Origin of the sequence: Burkholderia sp. KJ006, assembly GCF_000262695.1 — a bacterium.
In the GTDB taxonomy this organism is placed as follows: domain Bacteria; phylum Pseudomonadota; class Gammaproteobacteria; order Burkholderiales; family Burkholderiaceae; genus Burkholderia; species Burkholderia vietnamiensis.
In genome coordinates this window covers 122,085-137,821 of record NC_017921.1, presented here as the reverse complement: position 1 = coordinate 137,821, position 15,737 = coordinate 122,085, and the positions used below count along the sequence as shown (strand labels likewise).

13 protein-coding genes are annotated in these 15,737 nt (G+C 68.0%); 6 read left to right on the top strand and 7 right to left on the bottom strand.

Features of this window, described 5'->3' with window-relative positions; translation table 11 throughout:
• Nucleotides 1-67 precede the first annotated feature (67 nt).
• The 4 genes from MYA_RS14815 to MYA_RS14800 all read left to right on the top strand — a co-directional run bounded on the left by MYA_RS14815 (nucleotide 68) and on the right by MYA_RS14800 (nucleotide 4,188).
• Nucleotides 68-1,321: a DUF2957 domain-containing protein gene (locus tag MYA_RS14815; protein WP_014723983.1), complete on the top strand. Its 1,254-nt coding sequence runs from the start codon at nucleotides 68-70 to the stop codon at nucleotides 1,319-1,321.
• A gap of 65 nt (nucleotides 1,322-1,386) precedes the next feature.
• Nucleotides 1,387-2,211: an OmpW/AlkL family protein gene (locus MYA_RS14810; protein ID WP_014723982.1), complete on the top strand. Its 825-nt coding sequence runs from the start codon at nucleotides 1,387-1,389 to the stop codon at nucleotides 2,209-2,211.
• A 121-nt stretch (nucleotides 2,212-2,332) separates the two neighbouring features.
• The gene (locus MYA_RS14805) at nucleotides 2,333-2,836 is read left to right on the top strand and encodes a hypothetical protein (RefSeq protein WP_011880786.1); all 504 of its coding nucleotides are present in this window, start codon (nucleotides 2,333-2,335) and stop codon (nucleotides 2,834-2,836) included.
• 230 nt (nucleotides 2,837-3,066) lie between these two features.
• On the top strand, nucleotides 3,067-4,188 hold the full coding sequence (locus tag MYA_RS14800) for a hypothetical protein (RefSeq protein WP_011880785.1): 1,122 nt from the start codon (nucleotides 3,067-3,069) through the stop codon (nucleotides 4,186-4,188).
• 60 nt (nucleotides 4,189-4,248) lie between these two features.
• On the opposite strand, the gene betA is transcribed toward MYA_RS14800, so the two are convergent.
• Genes betA through betI form a run of 3 tightly spaced genes read right to left on the bottom strand, consistent with a single transcriptional unit; the run spans nucleotide 4,249 to nucleotide 8,058 of the window.
• Nucleotides 4,249-5,949: a choline dehydrogenase gene (gene betA / locus MYA_RS14795; RefSeq protein ID WP_014723981.1), complete on the bottom strand. Its 1,701-nt coding sequence runs from the start codon at nucleotides 5,947-5,949 to the stop codon at nucleotides 4,249-4,251.
• A gap of 22 nt (nucleotides 5,950-5,971) precedes the next feature.
• Nucleotides 5,972-7,441 carry a betaine-aldehyde dehydrogenase gene (gene betB / locus MYA_RS14790; protein WP_014723980.1) on the bottom strand — a complete coding sequence of 490 codons (1,470 nt, stop codon included), beginning with the start codon at nucleotides 7,439-7,441 and terminating at the stop codon, nucleotides 5,972-5,974.
• A gap of 32 nt (nucleotides 7,442-7,473) precedes the next feature.
• The gene (gene betI, locus MYA_RS14785; protein WP_011880782.1) at nucleotides 7,474-8,058 is read right to left on the bottom strand and encodes a transcriptional regulator BetI; all 585 of its coding nucleotides are present in this window, start codon (nucleotides 8,056-8,058) and stop codon (nucleotides 7,474-7,476) included.
• 294 nt (nucleotides 8,059-8,352) lie between these two features.
• On the opposite strand from betI, the gene fdhA reads away from it, so the two are divergent.
• A complete protein-coding gene (fdhA, locus tag MYA_RS14780) occupies nucleotides 8,353-9,549 on the top strand; it encodes a formaldehyde dehydrogenase, glutathione-independent (protein WP_014723979.1) in 1,197 nt (398 codons plus the stop codon).
• Nucleotides 9,550-9,644: 95 nt separating this feature from the next.
• Here fdhA and MYA_RS14775 read toward each other — a convergent pair whose 3' ends face one another.
• The 4 genes from MYA_RS14775 to MYA_RS14765 all read right to left on the bottom strand — a co-directional run bounded on the left by MYA_RS14775 (nucleotide 9,645) and on the right by MYA_RS14765 (nucleotide 14,003).
• Nucleotides 9,645-10,952: an NRAMP family divalent metal transporter gene (locus tag MYA_RS14775; RefSeq protein ID WP_014723978.1), complete on the bottom strand. Its 1,308-nt coding sequence runs from the start codon at nucleotides 10,950-10,952 to the stop codon at nucleotides 9,645-9,647.
• A gap of 415 nt (nucleotides 10,953-11,367) precedes the next feature.
• The gene (locus MYA_RS14770; protein ID WP_041494002.1) at nucleotides 11,368-12,183 is read right to left on the bottom strand and encodes a hypothetical protein; all 816 of its coding nucleotides are present in this window, start codon (nucleotides 12,181-12,183) and stop codon (nucleotides 11,368-11,370) included.
• Between the two features lie 23 nt (nucleotides 12,184-12,206).
• Nucleotides 12,207-12,599, bottom strand: a complete 393-nt coding sequence (locus MYA_RS31130) for a hypothetical protein (RefSeq protein WP_148278566.1) — start codon at nucleotides 12,597-12,599, stop codon at nucleotides 12,207-12,209.
• Nucleotides 12,600-12,974: 375 nt separating this feature from the next.
• Complete coding sequence (locus MYA_RS14765) at nucleotides 12,975-14,003, bottom strand: GlxA family transcriptional regulator (protein ID WP_011880777.1); 1,029 nt, start codon at nucleotides 14,001-14,003, stop codon at nucleotides 12,975-12,977.
• A 449-nt stretch (nucleotides 14,004-14,452) separates the two neighbouring features.
• Between MYA_RS14765 and MYA_RS14760 the strand changes: the two genes are divergently transcribed.
• The gene (locus MYA_RS14760) at nucleotides 14,453-15,727 is read left to right on the top strand and encodes a serine hydroxymethyltransferase (protein ID WP_014723975.1); all 1,275 of its coding nucleotides are present in this window, start codon (nucleotides 14,453-14,455) and stop codon (nucleotides 15,725-15,727) included.
• Nucleotides 15,728-15,737 lie beyond the last annotated feature (10 nt).

Genomic DNA, 15,737 nt, shown 5'->3' with positions numbered 1-15,737 from the left:
GCATCGAACACGGAACCCCGGCGGCGCACGCAGCGCCGCCGGCGAACAAAATTTCAAGAGGATTCCTATGAACGTGAAGCATTGGATGGTGGCGGCGTCGCTCGCGCCGCTGGTGGCCGCGTGCGGCGGCGACGGCGACCCGCCGGCCGTCAGCCCCGTGCGGCTGTGTCCGCAGACGATCGACTACAACACGGCCTTCGTCGGCGGCTCCGGCTCGGGCGAGCTCGTGAAGGTGCAGCTCGACACCACGAAGATGACGTACCGCGTGACCTACCTCGCGTCGCCGGTCCCGACCACGACCGGCACGGTCCAGCCGACGCGCGACGCGGCGCCGGCCAACGTGGTCGACGGCACGCTGGTCGACGAGACGGGGCTGCCGACGGTGAAGCTGAACCAGTGCACGTTCCGGATGCAGAACGCGAGCCTCGACCCGACCAGGCCGGCCCGCCTGTTCCTCGGCGAAGGCGTGCTCGGCGGTGCGATTCCCGGCGCGACGATCCAGTTCGACGGCGTGATCGGCGTCGGCAAGATCTCGAAGACGACGTTCCCGTACTACCCGTTCATCAGCTTCTCGTCGCTCGAAACCGATCTGTCGAAGATCGCCGGCACCTACAACCAGCTCGGCTATCACCAGGTGCCGTCGCAGAGCTTCGCGCCGGTGGCGCTCGACCAGCAGGTGACGATCCACGCGGACGGCAGCTACGTCGAAACCGACAACTTCGGCAAGAAGAACGGCGGGCAGCCGCTGGCGTCGAGCGCGACCGTGAACCAGCCGTTCACGCTGCGCGCCGACGCGCCGGCCTTCCAGTCGCTCAACTACCAGCCGCAGATTGCGCCCACGCTCGCGGCCGTCGATCCGGCGAAGGCCGGCAAGGGCATTCTGATCGTCGGCAAGCTGCGCAATCAGCTCGTGCCGATCTTCATCCGGACCGGCGCGGCGAATGCGGACCTCACGCAGGGCCCGCCGAGCGCCGACGACGAATCGGGCATCTCGTTCCTGAGCCCGCAGACGGCCATCGCGCCAGGCTCGCAGAACGGCGAGTACACGGGGGTCGACAGCACGTTCAACTATCGCGCCACCGCGCTCGTCGGCGCGCAGGCGACGCTGCTCGATCCGTTCAACGCGTCGCAGGCCGCACTCGCGCGCGCGCTGAACCTCGACTTCACGCAGCAGGTGCCGGGCGTCGTGACGACCGTGCATGCGGACGCGGCGTCGGGGCCGGCCACCGGCAAGTTCGTGTTCACCGGCGGCGTGTTCGGGTTCCTCGACATGGCCGATGCAAGCAATCCGTACTTCACGGTCGGCGCGTTCGTGCAGTGATTGCGCGCAGCGACACGGCGGCGCCGCGCAAGTGCGCGGCGCCCGGACAGAACAGGGGAGACTTCATGAAGAAGGTGATTGCCGCGGGTGCCGTCGCATGCATGTCGACGCTCGCATCGGCGCAGCAGGCGGGTGACAACGTCGCGACGCTGGGCTGGCTGCACATCATGCCGCAGGATTCGACCAACGGGCTGACGACCAATCTCGCCAACATGCCGATCAACGGGCCGCTGCGGCTGCCCGGCTCGTTCACGTCGCCGGGCACCAGCCTGACGGTGAACAACGCCGATACGGTCGGCCTCACGCTCACGCACTTTTTCACCGACCACATCGCGGTGACCTCGGTACTCGGCGTGCCGCCCGAATTCACGCTGACCGGGCACGGCGTGATCCGGCCGCCGGGGCCGTCCGGCGCGCTCGGCTCGGTCGACATGGACAAGACGTCGAACCAGCCGGCCGTGAAGAACGCGCGGCAATGGAGTCCGACCGTCATTCTTCAGTACTACTTCAATGCGCCGACCGCGAAGTTTCGTCCGTTCGTCGGGATCGGCGTCGCGTACAGCTGGTTCAGCAACATCGAGCTGAACGGCAACTTCGCGAGGGACATCAACGAGAACCTCGGCAGCGTGCTGGCGGCCGGGGCCGGCAAGCCGGGACCGACGTCGGTGGAGGGCAAGGCGTCGTCGTCGTTTACGCCCGTCTACAACATCGGCGCGAGCTACGCGATTGACAAGCACTGGGGGCTGACGGCAACGCTGACCTACATGCCGCTGAAGACTTACTCGTCGCTCGTGATCAAGGCGGCCGACGGCTCGACGCTCGCCACCACGCGCACCAGGCTGAAGGCCGATCCGCTGATTACGTTCGTCGGGATTTCCTACAAGTTCTGAGCCGCGCGGCGCGCCCGGTGCGCGCCGTGCGGCTTCCTGCGACGGGCCGGCCGTTCGCTTCGTCCGGGCCGTCGCGTTTCCGGCGGCATGCCGCCATTTGTGAAGAGAGGGGGCAGTTCAAATGAGCATTCGTCAAATCGCATCGCTTGTTGCTGCAGTGGCATTCACCGCGGCTGCGGCCGCGCCCGCGTTCGCGGTGACCGTATCGCGCGCGGACGGCCAGCCGATGAACCCCAACGGCGAACCGTTCTCCGCGTCCGGGCTCACGACGCTCAGCAAGGGGTCGATCAATGCGGCATGCAACGCGACGTTCAACGGCACGATCACGTCGACCGGCATCGTCAACATCACGTCGACGACCTTCACGGGCGGCGCCACCTGCGGGCTGATCAGCGGCAGCGCGACGAGTGCGTCGCCGTGGACCGGCCAGGCCGACAGTCCGACCCAACTGTCGATCAACAATGCGAAGGTGACCGTCACGCTGCTCGGCACCTGCGGGCCGAGCAAGGTCGTGACCGCGTGGAGCGATCCGAACTCGTCGCTGACGTTCAACAACGCGGTGCTGACGCCGGACTGCAAGGTCAGCGGCACGGTCGTCACGTCGCCGAAGTTCCACGTGCAGTAAGCATCGCGCGATCGCGACCGCACGCCTGCCGGTTACGAGGGCCGTGAGAGGATGCGCGGCGGGCGTCGCGGTTTCGCGGGACGTGGGCGTGGCCGCTCGGATGAGCGCGAATCGACGCGGCGGCGAGGCAGGCGGTGCGGCTCATCGCACCGCCTGCGCTTGACGGGACCGCTCGACCGGCCCACTACATAACAACCATTCCGATTCGCCGGAACTCCTTCGGACCACCCATGCTCACCGACCCAGCGAAGTATGGCGATGCCCGCGGTGCGACGCCTGACCGGCTGCGCACGGCCGCGTGGCTGCAGTATCTGATCGAACGTCTACAGGTGCCGGCCGGTGCCGAGGCCGACGCGGCCGCTGCGGCCGCTGCTTCGTCGACGGACTCGCGCGATGCGCGCGTGCGCGCCGGCGCAGCGCTTTCCGATGAGGCGATCGCCGTCCTGCACGAGGTCGCGCCGTGGCTGGCGACGGATGGCGGCGGTTGCGCATGCGACGCGGGCGACGCGCTCGAAGCATGCGTGCACGTGCCCGACGCGCAGCAGTTGGCGCATGCGGAGCGTCGCTGCCCCGGTTCGCGCGTGGCGTTCGAAGCCGCTCACGGATTCGTCGCTGCGTGGACCTTCGACGATCCCGACGATGGCTGGGCCGCACTCGAGCGGATTGCCAGCGGCGTCGCCCTCGATGACGGCAGCGGCGAACGCGCACCGCATGAAGCCGAAGCAGACGGCGAAGCACCGCCTGCGAAGAACCCGAGAGAACGCCGCGTGGCGGTCGCCGCGGGCGGCATGGACGCGTCGGCCGGCCACGACGCGATCATCGACGCGCTCGTGCTGCGCGTGTGCGGGCCGCGCGACGCGGCGGCGCGCATCGACGAGATGGCCGCGCTCGCGACGTACTGCGCGGCACTCGCCGCAGGCACGCGGATGTCGCTGGCCGCATACGGCGGCCGGCACAATCTCGTCGCGCGCGCGATCCGCGAACGACGCGGCGATCTCGCCTCGGTGTCCGGCCTGCTCGCGGCGGTGTCGGTGTGCCGGCTCGAACGGCTCGTCGGCGCGGGCAGCTTCTGGGCGTATTACCTGCTGGCCGGCGTCGTGATCGCGGCGCCCGACACGGTGCGCGCATATGCGCGCCGCTTCTACGGCGACGCATGGCAGAGCTGGCTCGATCAGACGCTCGCATGGCCGGCGATCGGCCGCTTCGGGCCGAAAGAAGAGGTCGCGTTCGACCGCTTGCGCGGCGCGATGAGCCTGACGTCGCGTGCGAACCCGATCGTGCGCGCGAAACGCATACGGTCGCGAGCGACCGCGATCACGCGCTTCAATGCGGGCGGCAGCGACGCCCAATGAAAAACGGCTCGCGGCGAGAACGCCGCGAGCCGTGCACGCTGTCGTCGCGCGCGGACGCGCCTACGCCGTCTCCGGTTGCCGCACCGCTTTCGCGACGTTGCGCGCCGGCCCGCCGTTCGCGACGTAGTACGCGACGTTCGCACGCGCGAGCGGCTGACGCCCGCGAATCCGGTCGGCGATCTTCTCCGCGATCATGATCGTCGGCGCGTTCAGGTTGCCGGTCGTGATGATCGGCATGATCGACGCGTCGACGACCCGCAGCCCGTCCAGCCCATGCACGCGGCCTTCGTCGTCGACCACGGCCATGTCGTCGTAGCCCATCTTGCACGAGCACGACGGATGGAACGCGGTCTCGGCGCGCGCGCGCACGAACGTATCGAGTTCCTTGTCGGAGCGGCAGTCGGCGCCCGGGTTCAACTCGCGGCCGCGATAGCGGTCGAGCGCCGGTTGCCGCATGATCTCGCGCGTCGCGCGGATCGCATCGCGGAATTCGCGCCAGTCGAGCGCTTCGGCCATGTAGTTGAACAGGATGCTCGGATGGTCGTTCGGGTCGCGCGAGCGCAGCTTCACGCGGCCCCGGCTCGGCGAGCGCATCGAGCCGACGTGCGCCTGGAAGCCGTGCATCTCGATCGCGTTCGAGCCGTTGTAGTTGATCGCGACGGGCAGGAAGTGATACTGGATGTTCGGCCAGGGATCGTCGTCGCGCGTGCGGATGAAGCCGCCGGCCTCGAAATGGTTGCTCGCGCCGAGGCCCGTGCCGTTCAGCATCCATTCGAGCCCGATCTTCGGCTGGTTCCACCACTTGAGCGCCGGATACAGCGAGACGGGCTCCTTGCATTCGTACTGGATGTACATCTCCAGATGATCCTGCAGGTTCTGGCCGACCCCCGGCAGGTCCAGCACGATCGGGATGTCGAGCTCCTTCAGCCATGCACCGGGGCCGACGCCCGAGCGCTGCAGCAGTTGCGGCGACGCGATCGCGCCGCTGCACACGAGCACCTCGCGGCGCGCATGCGCGGTCGCGCGCTCGCTGCCGCGCAGGTATGCGACGCCCGACGCGCGCTTGCCGTCGAACAGGATGCGGTCGGCCAGCGCGTGCGTGACGATCTCGAGGTTCGCGCGCGTCTTCGCCTGATCGAGGTAGCCGCGCGCGGTGCTCGCGCGGCGGCCCTTCGGCGTGACGGTGCGGTCCATCGGGCCGAAGCCTTCCTGCTGATAGCCGTTGAGGTCGTCGGTGCGCGGATAGCCGGCCTGCACGCCGGCCTCGACCATCGCTTCGAACAGCGGGTTCGCGCCCGGCTTGCTGGTCGTGACCGACACGGGGCCGTCGCCGCCGTGGTAATCGTTCGGGCCGACGTCGCGCGTCTCGGCCTTCCGGAAGTACGGCAGGCAATCGAGATAGGTCCAGCGCTCGAGGCCCTGGTGCGTCGACCAGTTGTCGTAGTCGAGCGCGTTGCCGCGGATGTAGCACATCCCGTTGATCAGCGACGAGCCGCCGAGCCCCTTGCCGCGGCCGCATTCCATCCGGCGGTTGTCCATGTGCGGCTCGGGGTCGGTTTCGTACGCCCAGTTGTAGCGGCGGCCCTGCAGCGGATAGGCGAGCGCCGCCGGCATCTGCGTACGGAAGTCGAAGCGGTAGTCGGGGCCACCGGCTTCGAGCAGCAGCACCGTGACGTTCGGATCTTCCGTCAGGCGCGTCGCGAGCACGTTGCCCGCGGAACCGGCGCCGCAGATGATGTAGTCGTATTCGCGTGTCGTCATGACGGGATATCTCCTATCGTTCTCAAAACACCGGGTTGTAGCGGCCGAGTTCGACCTGTACCGATTTGATTCGAGTGTAGTGTTCGAGCGTCGTGATGCCGTTCTCGCGCCCGACACCGGATTGCTTGTATCCGCCAACCGGCATCTCGGCCGGCGATTCGCCCCACGTGTTGATCCAGCAGATGCCGGCTTCGAGGCGATGGATCGTGCGATGCGCGCGCGACAGGTTCTCCGTGACGACGCCGGCCGCAAGGCCGTAGTGCGTGTCGTTTGCGCGCGCGATCACTTCGTCCTCCGATTCGAAATCGAGGATGCTCATCACCGGCCCGAAGATTTCCTCGCGCACGATCTTCATGTCGTCGCGGCAGTCGCCGAATACCGTCGGCGCGACGTACTGGCCGTCGGCGAAATGGCCGTCGGTGAGCCGCGTGCCGCCGGCCATCAGCTTCGCGCCTTCCGCCTTGCCGCTGGCGATGAAGCCGAGCACCTTGTCGAGCTGCGCGGCCGACACGAGCGGGCCGAAGTTGGTGTCGGCATCGGTCGGCTTGCCCACGCGGATCCGCTTCACGCGTTCGAGCACCTTGGCGGTGAACGCGTCCTTGATCGAGCGCTGCACGAACACGCGCGTGCCGTTGGTGCAGACCTGGCCCGAGCTGAAGAAGTTGGCGGTCACCGCGATGTCGGCCGCGCGATCGAGGTCGGCATCGTCGAACACGATCAGCGGCGACTTGCCGCCGAGCTCCATCGTCACTTCCTTCAGCGACGACGCGCCGGCCAGCGACATCACTTTCTTGCCCGTCTCGACGCCGCCCGTGAACGACACCTTCGCGATGCCCGGGTGACCGGTCAGCAGCGCACCGACCGAGCCGTCGCCCTGCACGACGTTGAACACGCCGGCCGGCACGCCGGCTTCCGTATAGATCTCGGCGAGCTTCAGCGCGGTGAGCGGCGTGACCTCGCTCGGCTTGAACACCATCGCGTTGCCGGCCGCGAGCGCGGGCGCCGTCTTCCAGCATGCGATCTGAATCGGGTAGTTCCATGCGCCGATGCCCGCGCACACGCCAAGCGGCTCGCGGCGCGTGTAGACGAACGACTCGGCGCGCAACGGCACCTGCAGCCCTTCGATCGCGGTCGCGAGGCCCGCGTAGTACTCGATCACGTCCGCGCCGGTGACGATGTCGACCGCGAGCGTCTCGCCGATCGGCTTGCCGGTGTCGCGCGTCTCGATCGCTGCGAGTTCGTCGTTGCGCTCGCGCAGCAGATCGACCGCGCGGCGCAGGATGCGCGAGCGCTGCATCGCGGTCAGCGCCGCCCATTCGCGCTGCCCTTGCTGCGCCGAGGCGACCGCACGGTCGACGTCGGCCGCGCTCGCTTGCTGCACCTGCGCGAGCAGCTCGCCGGTGGCGGGATCGAAGGTGTCGAAAGTCTTGCCGCTGGTGGCGTCGACATAAGCGCCGCCGATGTACAGGCGCTGCAAACCGTATACGGACATGAGGATCTCCAGGTTGGCGACTGCGCGACGCGTCACGCGGACGCGAGCAGCAGGTCGATGTAATCGTGGGCGAGCTTCAAGGCCGCCCGGGTGTCGATCGGGCCGCCGGCGAGCGCGCCGCGCAGCCACAGGCCGTCGATCAGCGCGGCGAGGCCGCTGGCCGCTTCGCGCGCCTTCGCGCGCGGCAGGCGCTTCGCGAATTCGGCGCACAGGTTCGAGTGCAGGCGCCGCGTGTTGACGTGCTGCAGGCGCTTGAGCCTCGGCTCGTGCATGCTCTGCGACCAGAACGCGAGCCAGGTCTTCATCACCGGCGCGCTGACCTGCGTGTCGTCGAAGTTGGCGGCGACGATCGCGCGCAGCCTCGCGCGCGGATCCTTGCGCGCGGCGACGCGGCGGCGCGTGGTGGCCGCCCACAGATCGCGCAGCACGTGCCGCATCGTGGCTTCGAGCAGGCCGTCCTTGTCGCCGAAGTAGTGACTGACGATGCCCGTCGAGATCTTCGCGCGCTGCGCGACCGACGCGAGCGTCGTGCCGGGCAGGCCGGCCTCGTCGATCGAGCGCAGCGTCGCGTCGATCAGCTGCGCGCGACGGATCTCCCGCATTCCGACTTTCGGCATCGCGCACTCCTTCGCCCCGGACGGGCCGTTCGTGGAAGTCGAGAGCTTATCGGTTTTTTATTGATCGTTCAATCAACAAAAAATCGGGTCCGACGATGTGCGGCGGCGACGCCGTGCGGCGGCGCGGCGCCGGCTCGGGCTTCGCGCGGCCGATGTCGGCACCGGTCAAACACCTGTCGCGTTTGAGACATCGGCGCCCCGGTCTCGGGGACTACTCTCGAACAGCACGTTGCAGGTGCGCCGCAGTCGTGCGGCGGCCCGCAGCGCGAACCAACGAGACATGGAGACAATACGATGAGCAGCAATCGAGGTGTCGTCTATCTTGGGCCGGGCAAGGTCGAGGTGCAGAAGATCGATTATCCGAAGATGGTCGATCCGACCGGGCGCGCGATCGGCCACGGCGTGATCCTGAAAGTGGTGAGCACGAACATCTGCGGTTCCGACCAGCACATGGTGCGCGGCCGCACGACCGCGCCGGTCGGACTCGTGCTCGGTCACGAGATCACCGGCGAGGTGGTCGAGGTCGGCCCCGACGTCGAGACGCTGAAGATCGGCGATCTCGTGTCGGTGCCGTTCAACGTCGCGTGCGGACGCTGCGCGATGTGCAAGGACACCCATACGGGCGTGTGCCTGAACGTGAACCCGTCGCGTGCGGGCGGCGCGTACGGCTACGTCGACATGGGCGGCTGGATCGGCGGACAGGCCGAGTACGTGCTCGTGCCGTACGCGGACTTCAACCTGCTGAAATTCCCGGACCGCGATCAGGCGATGGCGAAGATCCGCGACCTGACCTGCCTGTCCGACATTCTGCCGACCGGCTACCACGGCGCGGTGAGCGCGGGCGTGAAGCCGGGCTCGACGGTCTATATCGCGGGCGCAGGCCCGGTCGGGATGGCGGCGGCCGCGTCGGCGCGGCTGCTCGGCGCGGCGGTCACGATCGTCGGCGACATGAACGCGGAACGCCTCGCCCATGCGCGCGCGATGGGCTTCGAGACGGTCGACCTGTCGAAGGATGCGTCGCTCGGCGAGCAGATCGCGCAGATTCTCGGCGTGCCGGAAATCGACTGCGCGGTCGACTGCGTCGGCTTCGAGGCGCACGGCCACGGCTCGTCGGGCAGTCCGGAGGAAGCGCCGGCGACGGTGCTGAACTCGCTGATGGAGATCACGCGGCCTGCCGGCGCGATCGGCATCCCGGGCCTCTACGTGACCGACGATCCGGGCGCGAAGGACAAGGCCGCGCAGCACGGCAGCCTGAGCATCCGCTTCGGCCTCGGCTGGGCGAAGTCGCATTCGTTCTTCACGGGTCAGACGCCGGTGCTGAAGTACAACCGCAACCTGATGCAGGCGATCCTGTTCGACCGGCTGCCGATCGCGAAGATCGTCAACGTCGAGGTGATCTCGCTCGATCAGGCGCCGGAAGGCTACAAGAAGTTCGACGGCGGCGCACCGCGCAAATTCGTGATCGACCCGCACGGCCTGCTCGCGGCCTGACGCGCGAACGGCTCACATGAAGCGGGCGGCGCCGGAGACGGCGCCGCCCGTTTTTCATTCCTCGACGACTCTCCCGACGCCTGCCGCGCTACCGGTCAGAACGAAGTCACCACCATCCCGACCGCGATCACGAACATCACGATCGTGGCGAGCCAGCCCAGCGCGCGCAGCCAGCCCTTGACGCTGAAGGCACCCATGATGTCGGTGCGCGACGCGATCAACATCATCACGACCATCACGGGCACGGCGATCACGCCGTTGAGCACGGCGCTCCAGTAAAGCGCCTTGATTGCGTTGATGGAGGTGAAATTGATGACCATCCCGATCAGCGTGGCGATCGCGATGGTGGCATAAAAGGCCTTGGCTTCCTGGACCTTCCGCGAAAACCCGACGGGCCAGTCGCGTGCCTCGCCTACGGCGTAGGCGGCCGAGCCTGCCAGCACCGGCACCGCGAGCAAGCCGGTCCCGACGATGCCGACGGTGAACAGCAGCGCAGCGAAGTGTCCCGCGATCGGCCGCAGTGCGAGCGCCGCCTGCGCCGAAGTCTGGATGTCCGTGATGCCGCCCGCGTTGAGTGTGGCGGCGGTGGTGGCGAGGATGGCGAGGGCGACCAGATTGGACAGGCCCATCCCGGTCACCGTGTCCATCTCGATGCGGTGCAGCGCCGTCGGCGCCTGTGCCGGCGCGCTGAAGAGGTCGCGGCGGGTCGGATGCGCATGCATGTCCTCCACTTCCTCTTCCGACTGCCAGAAGAACAGATAGGGGCTGATGGTGGTGCCGAAGATCGCGACGACGAGCGTCAGGTAGGACGACGTCCAGCTCAGATGCGGAACGAACAAATGGCTCGCCAGACGCGCCCATTCGATATGCGCGATCGCGAGCACCGCGAAGTACGCGAACAGCGACAACGTGAACCATTTCAGCACGGCGACGTAGCGCGTGTACTGCAGCAGCAGCTGCATCGCGATGCAGATGGCCGAGAAAAGCAGCACGTACAGCCACTTCGGGCCGGGCAGCAGGAGCGCCATCGCATCGGCCATCGCGCCAAGATCGGCGCCGAGATTGATGATGTTGGCGATGAGCAGGAGCACGACGACCCATTGGAGCAGCCAGTCGGGATAGTGCCGGCGCAGCACGCCGGCGATGCCGTGGCCGGTGGTGCGCCCGATCCGTGCGCTGATCATCTGGATCGCGACCATCAGCGGATAGCTGAACAGCAACGTCCACGAAAGCCCGTAGCCGAACGCCGCGCCGGCCTGACTGTAGGTTGCGATGCCGCTCGGGTCGTCGTCCGATGCGCCGGTGATCAAGCCGGCGCCGAGAAAGCCGAACAGGCGCGGTTTGGACGGACCGACGACGGGGTCGCGCGTGGGTAGGGGATCGTTCTGTGAATTGCTGTCCATGGGACGAGGGTCTTTGCGCGAGGGCGGGAATTCGGGTGGGTGTCTACCGACGCGGGTTATGACGCGCGCCTGTTCCGTCAGACGCCCGCGAGGGTTGCGCCGTAAGCCGACCTGCCGTGCGGGATGAGCCGGTAGACGAGGCAGCCGATAGCGTATCGGATTCTGGCGAAGGAGGCATTCTCGTTCGCTCCTCGCGGCCGAGCGCGGGCGGTTGGTCGACCAGCGGCGGCGGGAGGCTTGCGAGCGGGGTCGTGACTATGCGGGGTTGGTCGGCGGGTGCGCGCGGCTGGCCGGGGCAGGCTTCGTCAGCGGCCACGGATATTGTCCGGCGCCGACTGGAGCGGCGGCGACCGACGGCTCCGCTACCGACATCCGCGGCAACTGACGCGCAACCAGGTTCCTCGCTGCGCGGCCGTCAGTGTCCGCGGTACAGATAGGCCATTTCGGCGTCGGTCGCCCCGCGTCGCAGATGGCGCGCGTGCCAGCTCACGCGACGGGTCGCATGCGTGCGCCGGGCCGGGACGCCGCCTTTCCAGTCGGCGACGCGGATGCCGCCTTGCGCGCGGTCCGTGTCGCGAAGCGGCGGCACTTGCCGCGCGAGCGTCGCGGGCGCGCCTGCGCCCGCTCTCGCACTCGCCCTCGCGTGGCGGCTCGAGGCCGCACCACGCGGACCGTCGACGGTGGCCGGCTGGCCGGCATCGGCGAGCGGGCCGGCCGCCGGCGCCAGCGTCTCATCCCGACGAAACGCATAGACGGGTGCGGGCAGCACCGGCAACGCGGGCGTGTCGGCGACCTGCACGCCGGCGTCGGCCGCGCCGGTGCTCGTTGCGCCGTGGCCGCGACAGACCGGGTCGGCCCGGCACGTGCGGTCGAACGTCACGTAACCGCCGACGAGCAGGACCAGCGTCAACACGCTGAGCAACGGTGCGCTCGATGCGCGCGGCCGATGAATCGCCGCGTTGCGTACGGCGGCCGCGAAGCGCGACACCCATGTGGGTGCCGACGGCGCGCCGTGGTCGGGAGCGGCCGGCTCGCCGCCGCGCCAGCGACCGAGCGGGGCGAACGGCCGGTTCCCCGTTCCGCACACGGGGCAGGTATCGCTGGCGCGGAATGCCATGAAGCCGCATTCCCGACAGCGCTGACTGACCGTCACGCGCGGCTGGACGCGCACATTCATCGCGCCGAGCAGCGTGTCGCGTGGGCGGATTCTCCGGCTGGGCAGGACTCGCATCGTCGTTGCTACCTCGTTTGTCGTTACCGGTCGGCGAGCGTTCCGAGGGTCCGGATCGCATCCTCGACGGCGGGAGGCCACGGCCAGCGATGGCTGAGCCGGGTATGGCGTGCTTGAACTGGTCGGTCGACTGGAATGTCGCGTCGTCGTCGCGCGCGGTTTGCGACGCGTCGGTGCGGTGCTGGATCGCAATGCATTCGCGTGGCGTGGTGGTTCGGGACAAGCTGACCACGGCGCGCACATGCGGCGGTCGGCGGCTCGCTTTCGCACATGTAGAAGCCGCGCCGCGCGGTAGCAGGATTTACACGACGCGCGCCGAATGCGGACGGCTCAGTCGCGACGCGCGCGACATGGGAGAAATCACCGTACCGGATCGAGTTGGCGACCATTTGCGCGATCGCCGCATATCGCTTCATGCGTGGCCTCCGGCCGGGCGCGGCCGGCGCTGAAGAAAGAGTAGCAACGGCAACCGCCGCATTCAATCCCGCCCCAATCGCCAATGTTTCGCGGGCGATTCCGCTCCGCTGCATCGGTTCGGGAACCGGGCGTCCTGCGCAAGTCTCGTTCCCGCTGACGGGTCGGTACGGCGTCACGTTTTCCGCTGCCGAGCGGCGAGGTTGCTGAAGCCGAACGCGCGCGAATGCACATTCGAGGATCGTGTACGCGGCGCGCGATGCAGCTACCTGCCACGCTTGCCGAAACGCACGCGCCGAAATCGTCAGCGCAAAAGAAAAGCGGCCCATCGGGCCGCTTTCATGATTGCACCGCGCGCGCCGCCGTCGGCGCCGGTGTCACGCATGGAGCGCATGCACCGGAAACATCGGCGCGGCCGCCGCCGCTGCGCCCTGCGCGAGCGGCGCCACCTGCTTGCGGCGCTCGCGCGTCGGCGCGACGCCGAACGCGTCGCGATAGCTCTTGCTGAAATGGCACGCCGACTGGAACCCGCACGCCATCGTGATGTGCATGATCGACATGTCGGTCTGCAACAGCAGCTCGCGTGCGCGGCGCAGCCGCAGCGTCAGGTAATAGTGGGTGGGCGTCATCCCGAGGTGCTCGCGGAACAGCCGCTGCAACTGCCGCTGCGACATGTTCGCGAGCCGCGCGAGCTCCTCGCGCGACAGCGGCTCCTCGATGTTGTTCTCCATCAGCGCGATCACTTCGAACAGCGACTTGTTCGCCGAGCCGAGCCGTGCGACGAGCGGCATCCGCTGCTGCGCGCTCGTGTCGCGCACGTGTTCGACGATGAACTGCTCGGCGATCTGCGTGACGCGCGCGGTGCCCACGCGTGCGGCGATCAGGTTCAGCATCATGTCGAGCGGCGCGACGCCGCCCGTGCAGGTGATGCGATCGCGGTCGATGACGAACAGCTCCTTCAGGAAGCGCGTGTCCGGAAACTCCTCCTTCAGCGCCGACATGTTCTCCCAGTGGATCGCGCACGCGTAGCCCGCGAGCAGCCCCGACTTCGCGAGCGCATAGGTGCCCGTGCACAGGCTGCCGAGCGCGACGCCCGAGCGCGCGAAACGGCGCAGCGTCGACAGATGGTCGGGCGTGGTCGCGCGCTGCACGTCGACGCCGCCGCACACGAAGACGATATCGGGCAGCCCGACGCAATCGGCCGGCCCCGTGTCGACCGTGAGCCCGTTGCTGGCCGTCACCGGTCCGCCCTCCGGGCTGATCACCGACCAGCGGTAGAGCGGCTGGCCGCTCAGATAGTTCGCCATCCGAAGCACCTCGATCGCATTCGTGAACGCGATCATCGTGAAGTTCGGCAGGGGCATGAACGCGAAGTGAGACAGCGACGCTGTGCGGTCGGGCGACATGGGGAGCGTTCCTTGAATCTCTAATAGCTATGGGCCCGAGTGGCACGGATCGGGCTGCCGTATTGTGTGAGCCAGCGCAACAAGCGTGCCATACGGCTAAACCCTAGCTCCATACGTTGTCTGGGCGTCCGGCCGATATTGCACTGCACCGTAAGCGTGATGCGCTGCACCCCACGCGCGCAGCGGCGGCACCGGCGAAGTGCTTGCGCACGAACGCAGCGCACGACGCCGCGCGCAGCGGCGCTTCGAAAAGCACGATCGGTCACTTGTGCAAAACGGACGCGCATGGCGGAAAAGGCAAAGAACGCGTCTAAATTCATCAATCCGCCGAAAATCCGAACGACAAGAATAGAGCCGTCGGCAGCCTTGCACTGGAAGCGCTGGAAACCCAGGTACGGCGGGCCTCGAGCTTCGGTTACACGCCCTTCATTCTTCGTCACGGACGCACTATGTCGAACACCCAGCCTTTCTTCTCGCAGCCCCTCGCCGAGCGCGACGCCCCGGTGCGCAGCGCCATCCTGAAGGAGCTCGAGCGCCAGCAGTCGCAGGTCGAGCTGATCGCGTCGGAAAACATCGTGTCGCGCGCCGTGCTGGAAGCGCAGGGTTCGGTGCTGACCAACAAGTATGCGGAAGGCTATCCGGGCAAGCGCTATTACGGCGGCTGCGAATTCGCCGATGAAATCGAGGCGCTCGCGATCGAGCGTGTGAAGCAGATCTTCAACGCCGGCTATGCGAACGTGCAGCCGCATTCGGGTGCGCAGGCGAACGGCTCGGTGATGCTCGCGCTCGCGAAGCCGGGCGACACGGTGCTCGGCATGTCGCTCGACGCCGGCGGCCACCTCACGCACGGCGCGAAGCCGGCGCTGTCGGGCAAGTGGTTCAACGCGGTGCAGTACGGCGTGAACCGCGACACGATGCGCATCGACTACGACCAGGTCGAGGAGCTCGCCCACCAGCACAAGCCGACGCTGCTCATCGCCGGCTTCTCCGCTTATCCGCGCGCGCTCGACTTCGCGCGCTTCCGCGCGATCGCCGACAGCGTCGGCGCGAAGCTGATGGTCGACATGGCGCACATCGCGGGCGTGATCGCGGCCGGTCGCCATGCGAACCCGGTCGAGCACGCGCACGTCGTCACGTCGACCACGCACAAGACGCTGCGCGGCCCGCGCGGCGGCTTCGTGCTGACCAACGACGAAGAGATCGCGAAGAAGATCAACTCGGCCGTGTTCCCCGGCCTGCAGGGCGGCCCGCTGATGCACGTGATCGCCGGCAAGGCCGTCGCGTTCGGCGAAGTGCTGCATGCCGACTTCAAGACCTACATCGACCGCGTGCTCGCGAACGCGCAGGCGCTCGGCGACGTGCTCAAGGCAGGCGGCGTCGATCTCGTCACCGGCGGCACCGACAACCACCTGCTGCTGGTCGACCTGCGCCCGAAGGGGCTGAAGGGTGCGCCGGTCGAGCAGGCGCTCGAGCGCGCGGGCATCACCTGCAACAAGAACGGCATTCCGTTCGACACCGAGAAGCCGACCGTCACGTCGGGCATCCGCCTCGGCACGCCGGCCGGCACGACGCGCGGCTTCGGCGTGGCCGAGTTCCGCGAGATCGGCCGCCTGATTCTCGAAGTGTTCGACGCGCTGCGCGCGAATCCGGACGGCGACCACGCGACCGAGCAACGCGTGCGCCGCGAGATTTTCGCGCTTTGCGAGCGCTTCCCGATTTACTGATCGACGACCC

Excerpts from the sequence above, each read along its gene's own strand:
- MYA_RS31130 (WP_148278566.1), bottom strand. The coding sequence starts at position 12,599 with ATGAAGCGATATGCGGCGATCGCGCAAATGGTCGCCAACTCGATCCGG.
- fdhA (WP_014723979.1), top strand. The coding sequence starts at position 8,353 with ATGAGCAGCAATCGAGGTGTCGTCTATCTTGGGCCGGGCAAGGTCGAG.
- MYA_RS14805 (WP_011880786.1), top strand. The coding sequence starts at position 2,333 with ATGAGCATTCGTCAAATCGCATCGCTTGTTGCTGCAGTGGCATTCACC.
- MYA_RS14815 (WP_014723983.1), top strand. The coding sequence starts at position 68 with ATGAACGTGAAGCATTGGATGGTGGCGGCGTCGCTCGCGCCGCTGGTG.
- MYA_RS14800 (WP_011880785.1), top strand. The coding sequence starts at position 3,067 with ATGCTCACCGACCCAGCGAAGTATGGCGATGCCCGCGGTGCGACGCCT.
- MYA_RS14770 (WP_041494002.1), bottom strand. The coding sequence starts at position 12,183 with ATGCGAGTCCTGCCCAGCCGGAGAATCCGCCCACGCGACACGCTGCTC.
- betB (WP_014723980.1), bottom strand. The coding sequence starts at position 7,441 with ATGTCCGTATACGGTTTGCAGCGCCTGTACATCGGCGGCGCTTATGTC.
- MYA_RS14810 (WP_014723982.1), top strand. The coding sequence starts at position 1,387 with ATGAAGAAGGTGATTGCCGCGGGTGCCGTCGCATGCATGTCGACGCTC.
- MYA_RS14765 (WP_011880777.1), bottom strand. The coding sequence starts at position 14,003 with ATGTCGCCCGACCGCACAGCGTCGCTGTCTCACTTCGCGTTCATGCCC.
- betI (WP_011880782.1), bottom strand. The coding sequence starts at position 8,058 with ATGCCGAAAGTCGGAATGCGGGAGATCCGTCGCGCGCAGCTGATCGAC.
- betA (WP_014723981.1), bottom strand. The coding sequence starts at position 5,949 with ATGACGACACGCGAATACGACTACATCATCTGCGGCGCCGGTTCCGCG.
- MYA_RS14775 (WP_014723978.1), bottom strand. The coding sequence starts at position 10,952 with ATGGACAGCAATTCACAGAACGATCCCCTACCCACGCGCGACCCCGTC.
- MYA_RS14760 (WP_014723975.1), top strand. The coding sequence starts at position 14,453 with ATGTCGAACACCCAGCCTTTCTTCTCGCAGCCCCTCGCCGAGCGCGAC.